This is a genomic window from Streptomyces roseirectus (genome assembly GCF_014489635.1).
GTDB classification, from domain to species: Bacteria; Actinomycetota; Actinomycetes; order Streptomycetales; family Streptomycetaceae; genus Streptomyces; species Streptomyces roseirectus.
In genome coordinates, this window is record NZ_CP060828.1 from 1273065 (window position 1) to 1292521 (window position 19457).

General features: G+C 73.1%; 17 protein-coding genes and 1 pseudogene. 7 read left to right on the forward strand and 11 right to left on the reverse strand.

Annotated features, from left to right (window positions below; genetic code table 11):
• Positions 1–70: 70 nt before the first annotated feature.
• Positions 71–838, forward strand: coding sequence for an SDR family NAD(P)-dependent oxidoreductase (locus IAG44_RS05145; protein WP_187745931.1), 768 nt, complete (start codon positions 71–73; stop codon positions 836–838).
• 38 nt (positions 839–876) lie between these two features.
• Here the strand turns inward: IAG44_RS05145 and IAG44_RS05150 are convergent, their stop codons facing one another.
• Together IAG44_RS05150 and IAG44_RS05155 are read right to left on the reverse strand one after the other, a co-directional pair.
• Positions 877–2118, reverse strand: coding sequence for an ROK family protein (locus IAG44_RS05150; RefSeq protein WP_187745932.1), 1242 nt, complete (start codon positions 2116–2118; stop codon positions 877–879).
• A complete protein-coding gene (locus IAG44_RS05155; RefSeq protein WP_187745933.1) occupies positions 2115–2918 on the reverse strand; it encodes an alpha-ketoglutarate-dependent dioxygenase AlkB family protein in 804 nt (267 codons plus the stop codon). Before IAG44_RS05155 ends, IAG44_RS05150 begins: the two co-directional genes overlap by 4 nt.
• Before the next feature lie 66 nt (positions 2919–2984).
• Here IAG44_RS05155 and IAG44_RS05160 point away from each other — a divergent pair, with 66 nt between their 5' ends.
• Entirely contained in the window at positions 2985–4121 is a 1137-nt protein-coding gene (locus tag IAG44_RS05160) for a methyltransferase (protein WP_187752515.1), read from the forward strand.
• Between the two features lie 29 nt (positions 4122–4150).
• Here IAG44_RS05160 and IAG44_RS05165 read toward each other — a convergent pair whose 3' ends face one another.
• The 6 genes from IAG44_RS05165 to htpG form a co-directional block, all read right to left on the reverse strand.
• The gene (locus IAG44_RS05165; protein ID WP_187745934.1) at positions 4151–4990 is read right to left on the reverse strand and encodes a class II fructose-bisphosphate aldolase; all 840 of its coding nucleotides are present in this window, start codon (positions 4988–4990) and stop codon (positions 4151–4153) included.
• A gap of 32 nt (positions 4991–5022) precedes the next feature.
• Complete coding sequence (locus tag IAG44_RS05170) at positions 5023–5892, reverse strand: SIS domain-containing protein (protein ID WP_187745935.1); 870 nt, start codon at positions 5890–5892, stop codon at positions 5023–5025.
• 70 nt (positions 5893–5962) lie between these two features.
• Positions 5963–6793 (reverse strand): alpha/beta fold hydrolase, encoded by an 831-nt coding sequence (locus IAG44_RS05175; RefSeq protein ID WP_187745936.1) that lies wholly within the window; start codon positions 6791–6793, stop codon positions 5963–5965.
• Positions 6794–6892: 99 nt separating this feature from the next.
• Complete coding sequence (locus IAG44_RS05180) at positions 6893–7453, reverse strand: AMIN-like domain-containing (lipo)protein (RefSeq protein ID WP_187745937.1); 561 nt, start codon at positions 7451–7453, stop codon at positions 6893–6895.
• Between the two features lie 121 nt (positions 7454–7574).
• A complete protein-coding gene (locus IAG44_RS05185) occupies positions 7575–9986 on the reverse strand; it encodes an MFS transporter (protein WP_187745938.1) in 2412 nt (803 codons plus the stop codon).
• A 179-nt stretch (positions 9987–10165) separates the two neighbouring features.
• A complete protein-coding gene (gene htpG / locus IAG44_RS05190) occupies positions 10166–12049 on the reverse strand; it encodes a molecular chaperone HtpG (protein WP_187745939.1) in 1884 nt (627 codons plus the stop codon).
• 193 nt (positions 12050–12242) lie between these two features.
• Here htpG and IAG44_RS05195 point away from each other — a divergent pair, with 193 nt between their 5' ends.
• The 3 genes from IAG44_RS05195 to IAG44_RS05205 all read left to right on the forward strand — a co-directional run bounded on the left by IAG44_RS05195 (position 12243) and on the right by IAG44_RS05205 (position 15047).
• Positions 12243–13580, forward strand: coding sequence for an MFS transporter (locus tag IAG44_RS05195; RefSeq protein WP_223006782.1), 1338 nt, complete (start codon positions 12243–12245; stop codon positions 13578–13580).
• Between the two features lie 430 nt (positions 13581–14010).
• The gene (locus IAG44_RS05200; RefSeq protein WP_187745940.1) at positions 14011–14745 is read left to right on the forward strand and encodes a maleylpyruvate isomerase family mycothiol-dependent enzyme; all 735 of its coding nucleotides are present in this window, start codon (positions 14011–14013) and stop codon (positions 14743–14745) included.
• Positions 14746–14765: 20 nt separating this feature from the next.
• A complete protein-coding gene (locus IAG44_RS05205) occupies positions 14766–15047 on the forward strand; it encodes a DUF6332 family protein (RefSeq protein WP_187745941.1) in 282 nt (93 codons plus the stop codon).
• Here the strand turns inward: IAG44_RS05205 and IAG44_RS44715 are convergent.
• Together IAG44_RS44715 and IAG44_RS05210 are read right to left on the reverse strand one after the other, a co-directional pair.
• A pseudogene (locus tag IAG44_RS44715) lies at positions 15008–15166 on the reverse strand (DNA-binding response regulator); the annotation flags it as partial. The gene IAG44_RS05205 and the pseudogene IAG44_RS44715 overlap by 40 nt on opposite strands.
• Positions 15167–15334: 168 nt before the next feature.
• Positions 15335–16042 carry a TetR/AcrR family transcriptional regulator gene (locus IAG44_RS05210; RefSeq protein WP_187745942.1) on the reverse strand — a complete coding sequence of 236 codons (708 nt, stop codon included), beginning with the start codon at positions 16040–16042 and terminating at the stop codon, positions 15335–15337.
• A 158-nt stretch (positions 16043–16200) separates the two neighbouring features.
• Here IAG44_RS05210 and IAG44_RS05215 point away from each other — a divergent pair, with 158 nt between their 5' ends.
• Complete coding sequence (locus IAG44_RS05215) at positions 16201–16650, forward strand: nitroreductase family deazaflavin-dependent oxidoreductase (RefSeq protein WP_187745943.1); 450 nt, start codon at positions 16201–16203, stop codon at positions 16648–16650.
• Here the strand turns inward: IAG44_RS05215 and IAG44_RS05220 are convergent.
• The gene (locus IAG44_RS05220) at positions 16640–17905 is read right to left on the reverse strand and encodes a geranylgeranyl reductase family protein (RefSeq protein ID WP_187745944.1); all 1266 of its coding nucleotides are present in this window, start codon (positions 17903–17905) and stop codon (positions 16640–16642) included. The two genes, IAG44_RS05215 and IAG44_RS05220, sit on opposite strands and share 11 nt — an antisense overlap.
• A gap of 191 nt (positions 17906–18096) precedes the next feature.
• Between IAG44_RS05220 and IAG44_RS05225 the strand changes: the two genes are divergently transcribed.
• Positions 18097–19452 carry a dipeptidase gene (locus tag IAG44_RS05225; RefSeq protein ID WP_187745945.1) on the forward strand — a complete coding sequence of 452 codons (1356 nt, stop codon included), beginning with the start codon at positions 18097–18099 and terminating at the stop codon, positions 19450–19452.
• The last annotated feature ends 5 nt before the right edge of the window (positions 19453–19457 follow it).

Consider the following 19457-nt stretch of genomic DNA (forward strand, 5'->3'; position numbering starts at 1 on the left):
TCCAGCTCGGCCCTGCCCAAAAGCTCAGCCCTGCCCAAATTCAAGACCGAACGTTCTCGAAAGGACCTTCATGTCTCCCCAGCGCTTCACCCACCGCACCGCGCTCGTCACCGGTGCCGGCTCCGGCATCGGCCGCGCCCTCGCGCTCGCCTTCGCCGCCGAGGGAGCGAACGTCGTGGTCGCCGGACGCACCCGCGCCGCCCTGGACGAGACCGTCGCGCTCGTCGAGGAGGCGGGCGGCACCGCGCTCGCGCACGCCGTCGACGTGACGGACGCCGCCGGCGTCGACGCACTCGTCCGGGCCGCCGTCGAGCGGTTCGGTTCGCTGGACGTCGCGGTGAACAACGCCGGCGTCATCCGCGCCGGACTCCCGCTCGCCGACATGGAGTTGGCCGACTGGCACTCCGTCATGGACACCAACCTGACCGGCCTCTTCCTCGCCCTGCGCGCCGAGATACGGCAGATGCGCGCCCAGCCGCGCGGTGGCACGATCGTCAACGTCGCCTCGAACCTCGGGGCGCACACCCAGAAACCCGGCACCACCGCCTATTCCGCGAGCAAGGCCGCCGTCGCCTCCCTCACCCGGGGCGCCGCCCTGGAGCACATCGCGGACGGCGTCCGCATCAACTCCGTGAGTCCGGGCGTCACTCGGACCGCCATGTCTTTGCTGCCGGGCGAGACGGAGGAGGGCCGGGCGGCGCGGATGAAGGAGCAGTCGCCGCTCGGACGGAGCGTCGCGACCGATGAAGTCGCCCAGGCCGTCCTGTACTTGGCGTCGGACGACGCGGCTCCGGTGGTCGGCGCGGACCTGGTGATCGACGGCGGCACGTCCCTCTGACCGACGGCGCAGGGCATCCGGACGGCGGTCCCGGCCCGTCACCCGCTCAACGCCCCCAGCGGATCGTCCAGCACCGGCTGCCACGCCAACTCGGCAGCCCCGACAAGGCTGTTGTGGTCCAGGGAGCAGGCGAGGATCGGCACGCCACCGCTGCGGCCCCACAGACTCCGGTCGGCGACGACGGCCCGCAGCCGCTCCGGATCGGCGTCGAGGAGTGTGCCGTGCAGACCGCCGAGGATGATGCGGTCGGGGTTGAGGATGTTGACCAGCCCGGCGAGCCCCAACCCCAGCCGGTCGATGAGGGATTCGGCCGCCGCGCGGACCACGGGGTCGCCGTACTCCTCACGGATCAGCCGGTTCGCCTGGTGCAACAGCGAGCCCTCGGGCCCGGGTTCGCGTCCGGCGGCCGTCAACAGGGCCAGCGGGTCGGCCTCGACGTCGAGACAGCCCCGGCTTCCGCAGTGGCAGGGGCGGCCCTCAGGGTTCACGGTGAGGTGGCCGACCTCCAGCGCGAGGCCCGAACTCCCCGTGTGCAGACGGCCGTCGAGGACGAGGGCGCCGCCGACGCCCCGGTGTCCCGTGGCCACGCACAGCAGATCGCGCGCGCCCCGTCCGGCGCCGTGCCGGTGCTCGGCGAGCGCGGCGAGGTTGACGTCGTTCGCCGCGAACGCGGGACCCTCGACGCCCGCCGCGCCGATCCGCTCGGCGAAGATCTCCCGCACCGGGGCCCCCACCGGCCAGGCCAGGTGCAGGGGGTTGAGGGCCAGGCCCTCCGGCTCGGCGACCGCCGACGGGACGGCGAGTCCGGCGCCGACGCAGCGCCGTCCGCTGGTCCGCAGCAGGTCCGCGCCCGCCTCGACGACCGCGTTCAGGATCTTCGCCGGGTCCGCGTCGACCGCCTCGCAGCTCGGGGTCGTCGCGACGATCCGCCCGCCGAGTCCGACCAACGCCGCCCGGAAACCGTCCGCGTGGACCTGCGCGGCCAGCACCACCGGTCCGTCCTCGGCGAGTTCGAGGCGGTGCGAGGGGCGGCCCTGGGAACCCGCGGCGGCCGTCGGGTGCGCGTCCACCCGGATCAGGCCCAGCGCCTCCAGCTCGGCAGCGACCGCGCCCGCGGTGGCACGCGTCACACCGAGTTCGGCCGTGAGGACCGCGCGCGTCGGCGCCCGCCCGGTGTGCACGAGCTCCAGCGCGGGCCCGAGCGCGCCGCGCCCCCGGTCCAACCGCGCCCGTGAGGTGGTCACTTCCCCCGCCGACCGGGGGTCCGCCTTGCCGCTCATGAGGGCGAGTCTCCCATGATCCGCTCGGCGCCGTGGCCGTGCGCGAAACCGCTGACGCGCAGCGTCACGTTCAGCCGTCCGACGAGCCCGAGACCGGCCGGCGCCGTCCCCGGGAGCACCCTCGGTACCGCGTGATATGCCATACGTGACGCACCACCGAACACGAACAGGTCCCCGCTGCGCAGCTCGACGTCCGTGTACGGCCGCCCCCGCGTCTCGGTGTTCCCGAACCGGAACACGCACCGGTCCCCCAGGCTCAGCGACACGACCGGCGCGTCCGACCGCTCGTCGGCGTCCTGGTGCATGCCCATGCGGGCGTCGCCGTCGTAGAAGTTGACGAGCGCGATGTCGTAGGGCGGCCAGGGTGCCGGTGGTGTGTCACACACCACTGCGGGGGACGGTGGTACATCACGCACTACCGAGTGGGCCAGTGATGCATCACATACCACCGGCCGCACCGGCACCGGCCCCCGCACCGCCTCCGTCGCGTACGCCTCCCGAACCGCCCTGCGCCCCAGCTCCCCCAGCCACGCGGGAAAAGGTTTCACCGCGCTCCCGTCCCCGTCGGACACCGTCCGGGAGTACCCGTACGGGTACCAGTGCCACCCCAGGCAGACCTGGCGCGCGGTCATGGTGCCGCCGCCGGGTGTGCGGACGGTCCGCAGGCCGGCCGGCGGTCGTGCCCAGGCGCGGCACGCTTCGAGGAGTTCGCGCTGGGCGTCGGCGTCCAGCCAGTCGGGTACGTGCACGGCACCCGGCGCGACCTGCGCGCGTTCGCGGGGAAACAGCTCGGCGTCCATCTGTCCATCCTGCCGCACCCGGTCTGAGCTGCGGTTCGGCTAGCCTGGCTGACGATGAACGACCGTATGACGACGCCGTGGGGCGAGCTGGAGCTGAGCCGCTTCCCCGAGGACCCGCGCGACCGGCTGCGTGCCTGGGACGCCGCCGACGCGTATCTGCTGACGCATCTGCACGAGCAGGCGGTGCCGCTGACCGGCGCGGTCGTCGTGCTGGGCGACCGCTGGGGCGCGCTGGTCACGGCGCTCGCGCAGTGCGGGCCGACGCAGATCACCGACTCCTGGCTGGGGCAGGAGGCGACGCGGGCGAACCTCGCGCGGGCCGGTGTCGCGACCGGCGCCGTGCGGCTGCTGACCACGCAGGATCCGCCGCCCGCCCGTGTCGACGTGCTGCTGGTGCGGGTGCCGAAGAGCCTGGCGCTCCTGGAGGACCAGTTGCTGCGGCTCGCGCCGGCCGTCCACGCGGGCACGGTCGTCGTCGGCACCGGCATGGTGAAGGAGATCCACACCTCCACGCTCCGCCTGTTCGAGCGGGTCCTCGGCCCGACCCGCACGTCGCTGGCCCGCCAGAAGGCCCGCCTGATCTTCTGCACGCCGGACCCGGCGCTGGAGCGCCCGGCGAACCCGTGGCCGTACGGCTACACGCTGCCGGACGACGTCGGGGTCCTCGCCGGTCATCCGGTCGTCGGCCACGCGGGCGTCTTCTGCGCCGACCGCCTCGACATCGGCACGCGCTTCTTCCTCGCGCATCTGCCCGGTACGCGGGGCGTGCGTCGGGTGGTGGACCTCGGCTGCGGCAACGGCGTCGTCGGGACGGCGGTGGCGCTGGCCAATCCCGAGGCGGAGGTGCTGTTCACCGACGAGTCGTTCCAGGCGGTGGCCTCGGCGGAGGCGACGTACAAGGCCAACGGGGTACCCGGGCATGCCGAGTTCAGGGTCGGGGACGGGCTCGCGGGGGTGCCGGACGCGAGCGTGGACGTCGTTCTGAACAACCCGCCGTTCCACTCCCATCAGGCGACGACCGACTCGACGTCGTGGCGGATGTTCAGCGGGGCGCGGCGGGTGCTGCGGCCGGGCGGCGACCTGTGGGTGGTGGGCAACCGGCACCTCGGGTACCACGTCAAGCTCCGCAAGCTGTTCGGGAACTGCGAACTCGTCGCGGGGAACCCGAAGTTCGTGGTGCTGAGGGCGGTCAAGAAGGACTGATCCCCCGACCCTCGGGCCTCGTCCGCACCTCACCCGCGCACGATCCCCCCGACGATCCGCGCGACCGCCCGCGCCATCGCCTCCCGCCCCGCGCCGAGATACGCACGTGCGTCCACCACGTCCGGATGCTCGTCCAGATGCACGCGCACCGCGTCGGTCAGCGCGATGTTGAGGGCCGTGCCGACGTTGACCTTGGCGATGCCGCCCGCGACGGCGGCGGTGAGTTCGGTGTCGGGGACGCCGGAGGAGCCGTGCAGGACGAGGGGGACGTCGACGGCGAGCGCGAGCCGTTTCAGCAGGGCGTGGTCGAGGACGGCCGTGCGGCTGGTCATGGCGTGCGTGCTGCCGATGGCGACGGCGAGCGCGTCGACCCCGGAGTCCGCGACGAACGTCCGCGCCTCGCCGGGGTCGGTGCGCACCCCGGGCGCGTGTGCGCCCCGCTTCCCGCCGATCTCCCCCAACTCGGCCTCGATCCACAGCCTTTGGCCGTGCGCCCACGCGACGGCGGCCCGGGTCGCGGCCAGGTTCGCGTCGTACGGCAGGTGCGAGGCGTCGTACATCACCGAGCTGAACCCGGCGTCGGCGGCCTGTTTCAGGAGCGCGTCGTCGCGGACGTGGTCGAGGTGCAGCGCGACGGGCACGCGAGCCTGTCCCGCGACGGCGAGCGCGGCACGGGCGAGGGGCAGGACGTGTCCCCGCCTGAACTTGACGGCGTTCTCGCTGACTTGGAGGACGACGGGCGCCCCGGCGGACTCGGCGCCCTCGACGACCGCCTCGATGTGCTCCAGGGTGATGATGTTGAAGGCGGCGACGGCGGAGCGCTCCTGGGCCGCGCGGGTGACGAGGTCGGCCGTCGTGGTGAGGGGCATGGCACAACTCCTCGGGGAGGTACGGCCGTTGCTCAGGGGGTGAGGATCACGGAGCGGGTGAGGTGACGGGGCCGGTCGGGATCGAGCCCCCGGGCGGCCGCGACGGCGAGCGCGAGCCGCTGGGCCCGGACCAGTTCGGCCAGCGGGTCCAGCGCACCGTCCACCCACAACGCGCCTGTGCCGCGCACCTGTTGGGCCAGTCCTTCGGGGGCCTCGCCGAGCATCCAGGTCGCCGTCCCGGCCGTGCTGACGCTGATGGGCCCGTGCCGGTACTCCATCGCCGGGTACGCCTCGGTCCACGACAGGGACGCTTCGCGCATCTTCAGCGCGGCCTCGTGCGCGAGCCCGACGGTCCAGCCGCGCCCGAGGAACGTGAACTGGCCGCAGTCCACGAGCCCTTGGGGCAATGGTTCGGCAAGTGCCGTGCGGGCGTCGGGTATCGCCGTGTCGGGGTGCAGGCCGAGGTGGGCGCGCAGGAGGGTGAGGGCGGTGGTGGCGAACCGGGTCTGGACGACGGAGCGTTCGTCGGCGTAGGCGAGGGTGACGACGGCGTCGGCGGCCGTCGTGACGGGGGCGGCCGGGTCGGCGGTGAGCGCGGTGGTGCGGGCGTGTCCGCGCACCCGGCGCAGCAGGTCGAGGACTTCGGTGGTCGTGCCGGAGCGGGTGAGGGCGACGATGTGGTCGTAGGCGCGGTCGTGGGGGAATTCGGAGGCGGCCCAGGCGTCCGTCTCGCCGCCCCTGAGGGCGGCGGCGGCCTGGGCCATGTAGTACGAGGTGCCGCAGCCGACGATCGCGACCCGTTCGCCCGGGGCGGGTAACTCGGCTGTGTGGTCGGCGGCTTGGGAGACGGCGCGGGTCCAGCACTCGGGCTGGCTGAGCAGTTCGTCCTCGACGTGGGTCATGCCCCGCCCTTCCCCGGCGACGATCGTTCCCGCACGGTACGGCCGCCCGGCTCACGGCTTCAAAAACGCGTCACCTGCCGGCGGACCCCGAAGTGCCCGCGCCCCGGAAGAAGTCGAGCATCAGCCGGTTCACGGCGTCCGGCCGTTCGAGGTAGCCGTAGTGGCCGCAGTCCTTGACCTCGCGGTACACGGCGCCGGGGATCGCGTCGGCGACCTCGCGGCTCAGCCTCGGCGGGAGGACGGCGTCGTCGGCGAAGGCGATCACCAGCGTGGGTGTCCTGATCTGCCGGTAGGCGGTCAACCGGCCGTCGGGCGCGGTGAGTTCGAGCTGGACGCGGCTGCTGGGACCGGTGTCCTCGCCGGCGAACTCGAAGAGGTCGAGCCAGTCCTGGAGGCGCTGTTCGTCGTCGAGGGTGGCCGGGGAGAGGTTGCGCTGGGCGCGGTTCCAGGCCGCGTAGGGGGCGGGGAGTGTCAATCCGGCGGTGTGCAGGGAGAGTTCGGCGTCGATCGCGGCGCGGCGGAAGGCGTCGGTGCGGCCGTGCGTGGCCATCAGGACGCCCTGGCTGACCAACTCCGGCCGGGCGAGCATGAGTTCCTGGACGACGTAGGCGCCCAGGGAGGTGCCGACGACGCGGCACGGGCCGAGGCCGAGCTGTTCGATCAGGCCCGCCGTGTCGGCGACCATGTCGTCGATCGTGAACCCCTGCGGGCAGGGGTCGCTCGGGGGGATGCCCCGGTTGGTGAAGGTGACGACGCGGTGCCCGGCCGCTTTGAGTGCCGGCTCCTGGTGCAGGCGCCAGACGCGCCCCGCGGCGCCGCGCCCCATCACCATGACGACGGGTTCGCCGCTCCCCTCGTCGTCGTAGTGGAGCCGGGTTCCACCGATCCGCAGGTCGGGCATGGTCCTCCTTCACCGTGCACGTGCTGGTGCACAGTCAATCAGCCCGCCCGCGGGAGCCCGGCCGGGACCGCCGTTCGACGGCCGGCCCCCGGCGTGGTCTCACCAGGTGTGCGCGACGTCGATGACGATCTTGTCCGTCAACTGCTGGACCCGGAACGGCAGTCGGGCCCGCACGCCGACCCCCACCAGGGTCTCGCCCTCGAAGCTGCTAGCGTAGCGGGTGTCGCGGAAGGTGGTGTAGCCGCTGACATCGACCCCGGGGAGCGGCTGGCGGGCGCGGCCGGGGTAGGTGGACTGGCCCGTCTCGGGGTCGTAGGACGGCGCCACGAGGCGGATCGAGAGGATCGCGCCGCCGGAGACCGGGACGAGGTCGCCGGAGCCGTCCTGGTACAGGGCGTCGACGTAGCCGACGCGGTAGCCGACGCCGGTGCCGCCGCCCGGTACGTCGAAGACGATGCGGTCGTAGCAGTCGTGCCGGCCGGTCCGGGCGTTCGTCAGCGGTGCGTAGTTCACCGAGGCGGCGTCCTTGTCGAGGCTCCCCCAGCCGGTGGGGCAGGCGGTGACGCTCTGTCCCGTGGCCGCGGTCGCGGTGGTCGCCGCGGTGCCGAGTGCCGTCACGGCGAGGGTGAGTGCCGCAACTGCCGCTGCTGTGCGTCGCATTGATTCCCCCTGTGCGGATGGTGTGACTGTGCTGGGGCTTAAGACGACGCAGCCCGGCGAAAGGTTGCGCTGCGAACAGGGGCCGCGCGCGGGGGACTTCGCGCGCGGCCCCCGTGAACTCCTACTCGGCGTGGGCCAGTTCGATGTCGTGCCCGTCGATGTCCCCGGCCAGGCTCACGCCGGTCGCGCGCGGCGGGTAGCCGGTCGCGATGACGGTGTACTCCCCGCTGTCGAGGTCGGAGAACGCGTACGCGCCGTCGGAGCCGGTCGTGGTCGTGGCGACGACGTTGCCGGCGGCGTCGACGAGCGTCACGCGCGCGTCGCCCAGCGGGAGACCGGCTCCGCGCACGGTCCCCCGCACGTGCGCGCCGGGCCGCAGTTCGACGTCGACGCGGGTGACGCCGTTGCCGGCGATCTCGACGGGGAGCGCGAGGGGCCGGTGCTTGGGCGAGTTGACGGCGACCGTCACCGCGCCCGGCACGAGGTCGGTCAGCGCGAACTCCCCGAGCCCGTCGGTCCGGGTGGTCGCCAGCACGTCACCGCGGACGTCGGTCACGATCACCACCGCGCCCGCGACCGGCGCCCCGCCGTCGGCGGCACGCACGGTCCCGGCCAGCCCGCTGGTCCCGCTCAGGAGCACGTCGTACGCGACCGGGGCCGGCCCCACCACGACGGTCGTCGCCTGCGGCTGGAGTCCGTCGGCGGCGGCGAGCAGGACGTACGTGCCCTCGCCGGGCGCCTGGACGGCATACGCGCCGTCGGCCTCGGCGACCGCGCGGCCCACCTGCCGTCCGTCGAGCGAGATCAGCGTCACCGCGGCGCCCTCGACGGGCACGTTCTCGGCGCCCCGCACGAACCCGCGCACCGGATGCCTCGCGCCGCCGGGGACACCGTCGCCCAAGTTCGGCACGGACGCGACGAGTTCGGCGACGGCGCGGGACAGAGGGACAGCGACGGCGGCACCGACGGCCTGCCGGTCGGCGTCAGCAGCCCGCTGGTCCGCGTCCGCGCCCCGCCGGCCGGCGTCCGCGTGCCGCACCCCGGCCTGCCCGGCGTCTGCGGATGCCGCCGCATCCGCCCCGTCCGATGCCGGTGCGCCCGCACGTGCATCCGCCGTCTCCTTGCGCCGGGGAATGAACGCCGCGACGACGAACGCGAGGACGGCCGCCCCCGACCCCACCGCCATGACCACCTTGAAGCCGTTCTCCGAGGGCAGCGCCACCCCGTGGAACCCGGTCGTCAGCTGCGCGAGGATCACTCCGGCGACGGCGCTGGCGGTCGACGTCCCGATGGACCGCATGAGGGTGTTGAGGCTGTTCGCGGCGGCGGTCTCGGACGGGTCGACCGCGCCCATGATCAGCGCGGGCATCGCCCCGTAGGCGAACCCGATACCGGCGCCGACGACGCAGGACACCAGGACGAGCTGCCAGACCTCGGACATGAGCACAACGCCGAGCCCGTACCCGGCGGCGACGATCACCGCGCCGGCCATCAGCGTGACCTTGGCGCCCCACTTCCTGGATATCAGCGCGGACAGCGGGGCGACGGCCATCATCACGAGCCCGGTCGGCGCCATGACGAGGCCCGCGTCGAGCAGCGACCTGCCGAGCCCGTAGCCGGTGGCCTCGGGCAGCTGGAGCAGCTGCGGGAAGACCAGGGACATGGCGAACATGGAGAACCCGAAGGCCATGGACGCGAGGTTGGTCACGAGCACCTGGCGGCGGGCGGTGGTGCGCAGGTCGACCAGCGGCTCGGCGACCCGCAGTTCGAACAGGCCCCACCCGAGCAGGATCACGACGGCGGCGGCGAACAGGCCGAGCGTCGTCCCGCTGGTCCAGCCCCAGTCGGCGCCCTTGGAGATGCCGAGCAGCAGGCAGATCAGGCCGGCCGCCATCCCGGCGGCGCCGGCCAGGTCGAACCGTCCGCCCGTGCGCACCCGCGACTCGGGCACGCACAGCGGCACCAGGAGCAGCGCGACGGCGCCGAGCGCGGCGGACGTCCAGAACAGCGTGTGCCAGTCGAAGTGGTCGGCGATGAGGGCTGCGGCGGGCAGGCCGAGCGCGCCGCCGATGCCGAGGGACGCGCTCATCAGGGCCGTCGCGGAGCCGAGCCGTTCGGCGGGGAGTTCGTCGCGCATGATGCTGATGCCGAGCGGGATCACGCCGGAGGCGAGGCCCTGGAGGGCGCGGCCGACGATCATCGGGGCGAGCGTGTCGCTGAGCGCGGCGACGACCGAGCCGGTGACCAGCATGAGCAGGCTGACCAGCAGCATGCGCCGCTTGCCGTACATGTCGCCGAGGCGGCCCATCACGGGGGTGGCGACGGCGGCGGCGAGGAGGGTCGCGGTGACGGCCCAGGTCGCGTCCGAGGCCGAGGCGTCCAGGAGTTTCGGCAGCTCGGGAACGATCGGGATGACCAGGGTCTGCATGAGCGAGACGACGATCCCGCCGAAGGCGAGCACCGCGACGACGAGGTTCGCCCGGGGTGCGGACTCCACCCCCGTCGCCACGGACCGGGGTTGGGCGTGGGACATGGTCGGGCCTCCGTGGGGGGATGTCGGGCCGGTACGCCGTCGACGAATGTACGCCCGCTTGATTGACTTAAGCAACCAGAGGATGGGGGGATTATGTGGGGAAATGCGCAGGGCGCGCACTCCTCGTACGGAGTGCGCGCCCGGTCGGGTGGGTCAGCGGGTCGGGGTGGGCCGACGGGTCAGAGCGACTTCTCCAGCCGCTCCGCCACCACCCGCACGAACTTGCCGGGCTCCTTGGGCCGTCCGCCCTCCGCGAGCACGGCGAGGCCGTACAGCAACTCGGCCGTCTCGACGAGCCCTTCGCGCCGTTCCTCCTCCTGGTACGCCTTGTTCAGGCCCCGCACCAGCGCGTGCCCGGCGTTGAGTTCGAGGATGCGCTTGGCGTCGGGGACCTCCTGCCCCATGGCCCGGTACATGTTCTGCAGCGCCGGGGTGATGTCGCCGGTGTCGGAGACGACGCAGGCCGGGGAGACGGTCAGCCGCGCGGAGAGCCGGACGTCCTTGACCTCGTCGGCCAGCCGCTCCTTCATCCAGTCGAGCAGCCCGGCGTACTCCTCGGCCTGCTTCTCCCGTTCCTCGCCCGCCTGTTCGCCGTCCTGCGCGTCGAGGTCGATCTCGCCCTTGGCGACGGACCGCAGCCGCTTGCCCTCGAACTCGGGGACGGCGTCGACCCACACCTCGTCGACGGGGTCGGTGAGCAGCAGGACTTCGATGCCGCGGGCCGAGAACGCCTCCATCTGCGGGGAGTTCTCAATGCTCTCGCGGGACTCGCCGGTCAGGTAGTAGATGTCCTCCTGACCGTCCTTCATCCGCTCCACGTACTCCTGAAGCGTCGTCAGCTCCCCTGTCCCGGCAGCCGAGTCGGTGCTCTCGAAGGAGCAAACCGCCAGCAGCGCGTCCTTGTTGTCGACGTCGCTCAGCAGACCTTCCTTGAGGACGGCGCCGAACTCCCGCCAGAACGTGGCGTACTTGTCGGCCGCGTTCGTGCGCATCTCCTTGACGGAGGAGAGGATCTTCTTCGCGAGGCGGCGCTGGATCATCAGGATGTGGCGGTCCTGCTGAAGGATCTCGCGGGAGACGTTGAGCGAGAGGTCGGCCGCGTCGACGACGCCCTTGACGAACCGCAGGTAGGGCGGGAGCAGCGCCTCGCAGTCGTCCATGATCAGCACGCGCTTGACGTAGAGCTGCAGGCCGCGCCGGTAGTCGCGGGTGAACAGGTCGTGCGGGGCGTGCTCGGGCAGGAAGAGCAGGGCCTGGTACTCGAAGGTGCCCTCGGCCTGGAGGCGGATGGTCTCCAGGGGGTCGCGCCAGTCGTGGCTGACGTGCTTGTAGAGCTCGTGGTACTCGTCGTCGGTGACCTCGTCGCGCGAGCGCGCCCACAGGGCCTTCATCGAGTTCAGCGGCTCGTCCTCGGCGCCCAGGCGGATCGGCCAGGTGATGAAGTCCGAGTACTTCTTGACGATCTGACGGACCGTCCAGTCGGCCGTGTAGTCGTGGAGTTGGTTCTCGGGGTCGGCCTCCTTGAGGTGGAGCGTGACGGCCGTGCCCTGCGGCGCGTCGTCCACGCGCTCCAGGGTGTACGTCCCCTCGCCGCGCGAGGACCAGCGGGTCCCGGCGCTCTCGCCGGCCCGCCGGGTCAGCAGCGTCATCTCGTCGGCGACCATGAACCCGGAGTAGAAGCCGATGCCGAACTGCCCGATCAGGCCCTCGACTTGGTCCTCCTCGCCGTCCGACTCCTTCAACTCCTCGATGAACGCGGCGGTTCCGGAGTTCGCGATGGTGCCGATCAGCCTGCCGACCTCGTCGTACGACATGCCGATGCCGTTGTCGCGGACGGTGAGCGTGCGGGCGTCCTTGTCCACCTCGATGCGGATGTGCAGGTCGGAGGTGTCCGCGTCGAGGCTGTCGTCGCGGAGCTTGTCGAGGCGCAGCTTGTCGAGCGCGTCGGAGGCGTTGGAGACGAGTTCCCGCAGGAACACGTCCTTGTTCGAGTAGACCGAGTGGATCATCAACTGGAGAAGCTGACGGGCCTCTACCTGGAACTCAAACGTTTCGGTCGCCATGACGCGTGTGTCCTCCCGTATGCCGATTCCGCCGGATCACAAAAAGCGAGAGCAACTTTAAAACACCAAGTGGGGGCGGCAGCACAGTCTTCCGGCCGACCTGGACGCTTCCGGCCGACCCGGGCGGGCCACCGTCCCCGAGTGACCGGCAACTCCCTTGCCCCCGGCGGCCCGCTCTCCCTAGCCTGGTTTTGTGCCGCTGATAAACAAACTCCGCTCGCGCAACGACGCGCGACGCGACGGCCTCACCCTCCTGCGGGCCGTACTGACCGCGTTCTTCGCCGTGGACGGCTTCATGTTCGCCGGCTGGGTCGTCCGCATCCCCGACATCAAGCAGCAGACCGGCGCCTCGGCGTCCTCCCTGGGCCTCGCGCTGCTGTGCGTCTCCGCCGGGGCGGTCGTGACCATGCTGTTCACCGGCCGGCTCTGCCAGCGCTACGGCAGCCATCCGGTCACCGTCGTCTGCGCGGTCCTCCTCTCCCTGTCGATCACCCTCCCTCCGCACGCCCACTCCGTCCCGGCGCTCGGCGCCGTCCTGCTGCTGTTCGGGGCGGCGTACGGGGGCATCAACGTCGCCTTCAACAGCGCCGCCGTGGACCTCGTGACCGTGCTGCGCCGGCCGATCATGCCCAGCTTCCACGCCGCCTTCAGCCTCGGCGGCATGCTCGGCGCGGGCCTCGGCGCCCTCGTCGCCGGCCATCTCTCCCCCACCTGGCACCTGCTCCTCCTGGGCGCCGTCGGCCTCCTGGTGACGGCCGTGGCGGGCCGCACGCTGCTGCGGCTGCCACCGGCGCGTGCGCAGGCGGGCGAGGCGAGCCCGGAGCCGGTACGCGCACACGCGCGCGGGGACGACGGGGTCGCGGGGCCGGCGCCCGCGCGCGAGGGAGACACGGTCGCGGCTCCGGCCCGGCCCCGCGCATCGGCCCGCGCGCACGCGTACGACGCGAAACCGGCCGCGCCCGGGCGGCGCACCCCGCACGCCCGGCGCCTCGTGCTCGTCTTCGGTCTGATCGCCTGCTGCACGGCCTACGGCGAGGGCGCCCTCGCCGACTGGGGCGCGCTGCACCTGCGCGACGACCTGGACGCGTCCGCCGGGGCCGCCGCCGTCGGGTACTCGTGTTTCGCGCTGGCCATGACGGTCGGCCGGCTCTCCGGGACGACGCTGCTGGAGAGGCTGGGACGCACCCGTACCGTCGTCACGGGCGGGGCTCTCGCGGCGGCCGGGATGCTGCTGGGCGCGCTGGCCCCCGCGTACTGGGCGGCGCTGATCGGCTTCGCCGTGGCGGGCCTGGGGCTCGCGAACCTCTTCCCGGTCGCCGTGGAACGCGCGGGCGCGCTGGCCGGTCCCCACGGCGTCGCCGTCGCCTCCACCCTCGGCTACGGCGGCATGCTCCTGGGTCCCCCCGCGATCGGCTTCATGGCCGACTGGTTCTCCCTCCCGACGGCCCTCACGAGCGTCGCCGTCCTCGCGGGCCTCGCGGCGCTGATCGGGACGGTCACCGGGCGGGCTGAGCGGGGGGCGGCGGGCTGAGGCGGGTGTGGGGTGCCTCAGCGCGGGGCGTCTCAGGCGGGCTGAGGCGCGGGCGGGGGTGTCTGGGGCGGGCTGAGCGGGCGCGAAGCGCCTCAGGCAGGCTGACGTGCGGGCGGGGACGTCTGAGGCGGGCTAATGCCGGCGGGAGACGTGCCTTGGAGCAGGCTGGCGCGGCGGGGGACGCCTCGGGACAGGTCGAAAGCAGGCGGGAAACGCCTTGGGGCAGGCCAGAAGCGGGCGAAAGGCCACCGGGCGGAGCCAGGCGCGGGGGCCCCGCAGAACGGGCTGAGCGGGGCGCGAGGCGCCTCAGGGCAGGCCGAAGCGGGCGCGCGGCACGTGCGTCGAGCTGAACCGGACCCGGAGCGCCGTGCGCCGGGCTGAAGCGGGCGCGGGGCGCCGTGCGGCCGGCCGAACCGTCACACTCGTCCCCATGGAAACAAGTGAGTTCATCCGCGTCCTGGACCGCGAGGGGCGCACCCTGGCCGACGCCGCCGAGGCGGCCGGCGTCGACAGTGCCGTCCCGACGTGCCCCGGCTGGCGCGTGAGGGATCTGCTGGAGCACACGGGGTCCGTGCACCGCTGGGCGCGCGCGTATGTCGCCGAGGGCATCCCCGAGCGACGCCCGCGCGAGGCGGCACCGGAGCTCGACGGGCCGAAGCTGGTGGAGTGGTTCCGCGAGGGGCACCGCCTGCTCGTGGACACCCTCGCCGCCGCCCCGGCCGGCATCGAGTGCTTCACCTTCCTGCCCGCCGCGCCCGCGCCGCTCGCCTTCTGGGCTCGCCGCCAGGCCCACGAGACGTCCGTGCACCGCTACGACGCCGAGTCGGCGACCGGCGCCGAACCCGCCCCGGTCGACGCCGGTTTCGCGGCGGACGGCATCGACGAGATCCTGCGCGGCTTCCACGCGCGCGCGAAGAGCCGCGTCCGCACCGAACGGCCCCGCGTCCTGCGCGTGCGCGCGACGGACGTGGACGACGCGGTGTGGACCGTACGGCTGTCCGCCGAGCCAGCGGTGACGGAGCGCGCGGACACCGGCGACGCGGACTGCGAACTCACCGGCCCCGCGCGCGTGTTGTACCTGGCGCTGTGGAACCGGGTGCCGTTCCCCGAGGTGCGCGGGGACGGGTCGCTGGCGGCCCTGTGGACGGAGCGCTCGGGCATCTGACCGTGTGCGAGACTCAGGGGATGACGGGGCACGGGGGACGCCGTACGCAGGCGGACAAAGACGCGATCACAGTGGAGATCGGGTACGCGCTGTTCAGCGCGGCGTTCGCGGCGGCGGTGGTGTTCGGGGCGGTGGCCGGTCCGGCGCTGCTCTTCGAGCCGCCGGAACCGGCGGAGAGCCTGCTGTTCAAGGCGGGCGTGGGGCTCGTGCCGGTCGTGTTCCTCGCGCGCGTGGTGAGCGTCCTGCTCGCGTTCCGCCGGGATCAGCCGAGCCACCCCGGCCGCACGAGCCCGGACTCGTAGGCCAGGACGACGAGTTGGGCGCGGTCGCGCGCGCCCAGGAGCCGAGCAGGACGAACGCGGTGATCACCGCTGTCGACCGCCAGGGCCACCGACCGTCGTCCGCCCAGGCCCGCGCCCACAGCGCCCCCTCCGGCCACCGCCCGTCTGTCCTCCGCTCCGCCATGCGGTCACGCTAGACGGGCGGGCGGCTGCCGCGCGTCCGCCGGGCGGAGCGGGCGGCCGTACTTCCCGGGGAGTACGGGGTGATGCCGCCGTCCTGCCCGGCCTCGCTCCGTGCGGGCGCGCGCCTAGGCCGCCCCCGGCTCCAGGAACCCCACCCCGCGCGCGAGGCGTGTCGCGGCCTCGCGGAAGAAGGGTTCGCGGTCCTCGACGACGCGGTGGAACTGGCCGAAGAGTTCGAAGCCGACGAGGCCGTAGAGCTGGGCCCAGGCCGCGATGAGGGCGGCGGCGGCGCCCGGGGGGAGGTCGGGGGCGAGGTCGGCGGCGATGCGTTCGGCCTCGGGGCGCAGGGCGGGCGGCAGGGGCGGTTCGGCGAGGGCGCGCGCGTGGTGGGCGTCTCGGGCGATGGCGATGAGGAGGAGGCCGACGCGGGCGGCGGCGGGGACGGTGGAGTCGGGGGCGTGGTAGCCGGGGACCGGTGAGCCGTAGATCAGCGCGTACTCATGGGGATGCGCGAGCGCCCACGCGCGTACGGCTTCGCAGACGCCGACCCAGCGGCCGGTCATGTCGTCCTGGGCGATCTCGGCGTGGGCCTGCTCGGCGGCCTCGCCGAGGCTGTCGTAGGCGTCGATGATGAGGGCGGTGAGGAGGTCGTCGCGGCTCGGGAAGTAGCGGTAGAGGGCCGAGGAGACCATGCCCAGCGCGCGGGCGACGGCCCGCAGGGAGAGCTGGGCGGCGCCCTGGGCGGCGAGCTGCCGGCGGGCCTCCTCCTTGATGGCGGCGGTCACTTCGATCCGCGCGCGGGCGCGGGCTCCTGGTGAGACGTTGCGGCTCATGCGGGCAAGTCTTCCACCGGACCGGAGCAGTGCACACATTGGAGAGCGCCGAACAAAAAAGAGAGCACTGCTCTTGCAGTGATCGCGCACCTCGGGCACACTCGAACACACAAACCGAGAGCACCGCTCTCCGAAACGCTCGAACGCCGGGAGTCGCCATGTCGCAGCCGTACTACCGCAGGGGCAGCGCCCTGAACGTCCGTTTCAACAACGTCGTCGGCTGGCTCGCCCGGCACGGCTTCAGCATCGCCGGCAGCGCCGAAATGTCCGTGAAGGGCCGAAAGAGCGGGCAGCCGCAGCGGATCCCCGTCAACCCGCACACGCACGCGGGCGCGCAGTACCTGGTCTCCGCCCGGGGCCACTCCCAGTGGGTGCGCAACATGCGCGCGGCGGGCGGCGGCGAACTGCGCGTGGGCCGCACAGTGCGGGAGTTCACGGCCGTGGAGGTGCCCGACGCCGAGAAGACGGCGATCCTGCGCACCTACCTGGAGAAATGGGGCTGGGAGGTCGACCAGTACTTCCAGGGGGTCACGGCGAAGTCCTCGGACGAGGAGATCGCCGCCGCGGCGGGCGACCACCCCGTCTTCCGAATCACCGTCAGGAGCTGACCGCGTCCCCGGCCTCGTCCGCCGCCTTGGGCCGCAGCTCCACCCCGGTCAGCACGCGCTGCGCGAGCGGATGCGTCCGCACCAGCTCGGCCAGGGTCGTCTTGCCCCGGGTGATCTCGGTGAACGCCCGCCAGGCGGGCCTGAAGCCGGTGAGGGCGGCGTGGAACAGCCCGGGACGGCGCTCGAAGGCGGCCAGCATGCGCTTGCCGACGCTCATCTCGACGCCGAGCCCCGCCTTGACGGCGAACGCGTAGTTCAGGGCCTGACGGCGCGTGTCCACCGCGTCGTGCGCCTCCGCGATGCGCACCGCCCACTCCCCCGCCAGCCGCCCGGAACGCAGCGCGAAGGAGATGCCCTCGCGGGTCCAGGGCTCCAGGAGACCTGCCGCGTCACCGCAGACCAGCACGCGCCCGCGCGAGAGGGGCGAGTCGTCCGCACGGCAGCGCGTCAGATGGCCGGAGGAGACGCTCGGCTCGAACCCGGCGAGCCCGAGCCGCCCGATGAAGTCCTCCAGGTACCGCTTGGTCGCGGCGCCCTCCCCGCGCGCGGAGATCACGCCGACCGTCAAGGTGTCCCCCTTGGGGAAGACCCAGCCGTAACTGCCGGGCATCGGGCCCCAGTCGATGAGGACCCGGCCCTTCCAGTCCTCGGCGACCGTCTCCGGCACCGGGATCTCCGCCTCCAGGCCGAGGTCGACCTGGTCGAGCTTCACGCCCACGTGCGCCCCTATCCGGCTGGCGCTGCCGTCGGCCCCCACCACCGCGCGCGCCAGCAGCGTCTCGCCGCCCTGGAGGACGACGGCGACGCTGCGCCGGTCCGGGACGGCCGAACCGTGCTGCTCGACACGCGACACGGTCACGCCCGTGCGCAGCTCGGCGCCCGCCTTCTGGGCGTGCTCCACCAGCTGCTGGTCGAACTCGGGGCGGTTGATCAGCCCGAACAGCATCTGCCGGGACCGGCGCGTACGCGTGAAGCGGCCGTTGTTGGAGAACGTGACCGCGTGCACCCGGTCCTTGAAGGGCAGTTCGAAGCCGGGCGGCAGGCAGTCACGCGAAGGGCCGATGATGCCGCCGCCGCACGTCTTGTAGCGGGGCAGTTCGGCCTTCTCCAACAGCAGCACGCGCCGCCCGGCGACGGCCGCCGCGTAAGCCGCCGAGGCGCCCGCGGGGCCCGCGCCCACCACGACGACGTCCCACACCTGACGTGTGTCCTCGGTCTCGCTCACGTCGTCCGCCGAAGAGTTCTCGCTGCTCACGATGGTCTACTGCTCCCGATCAAGCCGCCTGCCGCACCTGTCCACCCGCATCCTACGGCGGAGATCACCGGGGCCCTCCGGTGAGGCCCCGCAGGCCCGAGCGCGTACGCTCGCTGCCAGATCCCCGCCGTACGGACCCGTACGAACGCGGGTTCACCCCGTACAACGTCGCACCCACGAGGAGCGTGCCCATGTCGTCGAAATCGGTCGCCGAGACCGTCGCCTCCCTGATGCCCAGGGCGCAGGCGGAGCTGGCCGAGCTGGTGGCCTTCCGGTCGGTGGCCGACTTCGGGCAGTTCCCGCGCGCGGAGAGCGAGGCCGCCGCGCGCTGGATCACCGACGCCCTCGCCGCCGAGGGCTTCCAGGACGTCGCCGTCCTGGACACCCCGGACGGCACCCAGTCCGTGTACGGCTACCTGCCGGGCCCCGCGGGCGCGCGCACGGTCCTGCTGTACGCCCACTACGACGTGCAGCCCCCGCTGGACGAGGCCGCCTGGACGAGCCCGCCCTTCGAACTGACCGAGCGCGACGGGCGCTGGTACGCGCGCGGGGCCGCCGACTGCAAGGGCGGTGTGATCATGCACCTGCTCGCGTTGCGCGCCCTCAAGGCGAACGGCGGGGTCCCGGTGCACGTCAAGTTCATCGCGGAGGGCTCCGAGGAGCAGGGCACCGGCGGCCTGGAGCGCTACGCCGAGGCCCACCCGGAGCTGCTGGCGGCCGACACGATCGTCATCGGGGACGCCGGCAACTTCCGTGTCGGCCTGCCCACCGTCACGGCCACCCTGCGCGGCATGACGATGCTCCGGGTCGGCGTCTCCACCCTGGAGGGCAACCTGCACTCCGGCCAGTTCGGCGGCGCCGCACCGGACGCCCTGGCCGCGCTGATCCGCGTCCTGGACTCGCTGCGCGACAAGGACGGCTCGACGACCGTGGACGGGCTGACGTCCGACGCCCACTGGGACGGCCTCCAGTACGACGAGGAGCAGTTCCGCAGTGACGCCCGGGTCCTCGACGGCGTCGACCTGATCGGCTCCGGGACGGTCGCCGACCGCATCTGGGCGCGCCCCGCCGTCACCGTCCTCGGCATCGACTGCCCGCCGGTCGTCGGCGCCACCCCCTCCGTGCAGGCGCACGCCCGCGCGCTGGTCAGCCTGCGCGTCCCGCCGGGCACGGACGCCGCCGAGGCGACGAAGCTCCTGCGCGCCCACCTGGAGGCGCACACGCCGTGGAACGCGCGCGTGGAGGTCGAACAGGTCGGCCAGGGCCAGCCGTTCAGCGCCGACACCACCAGCCCGGCGTACGCGGCGATGGCCGACGCCATGGCGGTCGCCTACCCCGGTGAGGAGATGCAGTACGCCGGCCAGGGCGGGTCGATCCCCCTGTGCAACACCCTCGCGGCGCTCTACCCGCGCGCGGAGATCCTGCTCATCGGGCTCAGCGAGCCGGAGGCCCAGATCCACGCGGTCGACGAGAGCGTGTCTCCCGAGGAACTGGAGCGGCTGTCGGTGACGGAGGCGCTGTTCCTGCGCAACTACGCGGCGAACTGACCGCC

Bases quoted from the DNA above. Each gene is read 5' to 3' on its own strand.
- IAG44_RS05175 (WP_187745936.1), bottom strand. From the start codon at position 6,793: ATGCCCGACCTGCGGATCGGTGGAACCCGGCTCCACTACGACGACGAG.
- IAG44_RS05165 (WP_187745934.1), bottom strand. From the start codon at position 4,990: ATGCCCCTCACCACGACGGCCGACCTCGTCACCCGCGCGGCCCAGGAG.
- IAG44_RS05160 (WP_187752515.1), top strand. From the start codon at position 2,985: ATGACGACGCCGTGGGGCGAGCTGGAGCTGAGCCGCTTCCCCGAGGAC.
- IAG44_RS05225 (WP_187745945.1), top strand. From the start codon at position 18,097: ATGTCGTCGAAATCGGTCGCCGAGACCGTCGCCTCCCTGATGCCCAGG.
- IAG44_RS05200 (WP_187745940.1), top strand. From the start codon at position 14,011: ATGGAAACAAGTGAGTTCATCCGCGTCCTGGACCGCGAGGGGCGCACC.
- IAG44_RS05205 (WP_187745941.1), top strand. From the start codon at position 14,766: ATGACGGGGCACGGGGGACGCCGTACGCAGGCGGACAAAGACGCGATC.
- IAG44_RS05155 (WP_187745933.1), bottom strand. From the start codon at position 2,918: ATGGACGCCGAGCTGTTTCCCCGCGAACGCGCGCAGGTCGCGCCGGGT.
- IAG44_RS05170 (WP_187745935.1), bottom strand. From the start codon at position 5,892: ATGACCCACGTCGAGGACGAACTGCTCAGCCAGCCCGAGTGCTGGACC.
- IAG44_RS05150 (WP_187745932.1), bottom strand. From the start codon at position 2,118: ATGAGCGGCAAGGCGGACCCCCGGTCGGCGGGGGAAGTGACCACCTCA.
- IAG44_RS05210 (WP_187745942.1), bottom strand. From the start codon at position 16,042: ATGAGCCGCAACGTCTCACCAGGAGCCCGCGCCCGCGCGCGGATCGAA.
- IAG44_RS05145 (WP_187745931.1), top strand. From the start codon at position 71: ATGTCTCCCCAGCGCTTCACCCACCGCACCGCGCTCGTCACCGGTGCC.
- htpG (WP_187745939.1), bottom strand. From the start codon at position 12,049: ATGGCGACCGAAACGTTTGAGTTCCAGGTAGAGGCCCGTCAGCTTCTC.
- IAG44_RS05185 (WP_187745938.1), bottom strand. From the start codon at position 9,986: ATGTCCCACGCCCAACCCCGGTCCGTGGCGACGGGGGTGGAGTCCGCA.
- IAG44_RS05180 (WP_187745937.1), bottom strand. From the start codon at position 7,453: ATGCGACGCACAGCAGCGGCAGTTGCGGCACTCACCCTCGCCGTGACG.
- IAG44_RS05215 (WP_187745943.1), top strand. From the start codon at position 16,201: ATGTCGCAGCCGTACTACCGCAGGGGCAGCGCCCTGAACGTCCGTTTC.